The 1,283-nt window shown below is 42.4% G+C and carries 1 protein-coding gene; it reads left to right on the top strand.

Features of this window, described 5'->3' with window-relative positions; all coding sequences use genetic code 11:
- Positions 1 to 22 precede the first annotated feature (22 nt).
- Positions 23 to 1,283: GAF domain-containing protein (locus tag QUA77_RS29130; RefSeq protein WP_333454110.1), on the top strand; the 1,261-nt coding region annotated here is incomplete at its 3' end.

The raw sequence follows: 1,283 nt of genomic DNA, 5'->3' as shown, positions 1-1,283 counted from the left end.
GCCTATCTTTTTTTAGCACACATTGGCTCAATCCTTACAAAGGTATGGGTTTCAGGCTGGTTGTTACCCCCCCAGGGCGCAGGAACTGTTAGGGTTTATTTCCGGCACTATCCAAGCTTCTACTTACAACTTTTACTATTCCCTTATTTTAGCTGCCCTCCATCCATCTGTTTCTCCAGAAGAGCAACAAGAATACTGGACTAAAATCGAGGCTAACCAAGCGCAAATGAAAAACTGGGCAACTAATTGCCCGGAAAATTTTCTGCATAAGTATCTTTTAGTCGTCGCAGAAATGACCAGAATATCGGGTAAGTGGTATGAAGCGATCGATTTATACGATGGAGCGATTAAATTGGCTAAAGAAAATGAGTTTATTCAGGATGAAGCACTCGCCAACGAACTAGCCGCCAAGTTTTGGTTTGCCCAAGAAAAACACGATTTTGCCCAAATTTATTTAAAAAAAGCATACCAAGGTTATCAAATTTGGGGAGCCAAACGCAAAGTAGAAGATTTAGATAAAAAATATCTCCAGTGGCTGGGTTCAAGTCGAACAGCTACTGAAAATACCACTAATCCGATTACCACAACCGGTGAAAAATCAGGTGAAGCGCTAGATTTTGCCGCAGTAATGAAAGCATCCCAAGCTATTTCCGGTGAAATCGTTCTAGAACAATTGTTAAACCAGGTGATGAAAACTGTAATTGAAAACGCAGGCGCTCAAAAAGGTTTTCTGATTCTGGATCAAGGCGGGAATTGGGCAATTGAAGCGGAAGCAGCAGTAGAATCCGAGATCATTACCATTATGCAATCCATTTCCATAGATTCTGTAGATCCCGCAACTGGAATTCCCCTGCTGTCAACCGCCATAGTTAACTACGTCGCTCGCAGCCACGAAAATGTAGTATTAAATAACGCCACCGATGAAGGACTATTTACTGGGGATTCTTACATTACCGCTACTGGGCCCAAATCCATCCTCTGCACTCCCCTACTCAATCAAGGCAAACTAGGTGGAATTCTCTATTTAGAAAATAATTTGGCGATCGGCGCATTTACCTCGGAAAGAGTCGAAACTTTAAAAATCATTGCTGCTCAAGCTGCGATCTCGATTGAAAATGCAAGTCTCTACGAAAAATTAGAAGATTACAACCGAACTTTAGAGCAAAAAGTAGAAGATCGCACCGCACAGTTAGCCCAAGCTAATGCAGAAATATTGGTTTTGAACGATCGGCTAAAAGTAGAAAACCTTCGCATGAGTGCCGAACTAGACGTAACCCGCCGCC

It is taken from the genome of Microcoleus sp. K5-D4, assembly GCF_036704575.1.
Lineage (GTDB): Bacteria > Cyanobacteriota > Cyanobacteriia > Cyanobacteriales > Microcoleaceae > Microcoleus.
Note: the sequence above shows the minus strand (reverse complement) of the source record. Positions and strands in the feature narration are given on the sequence as shown.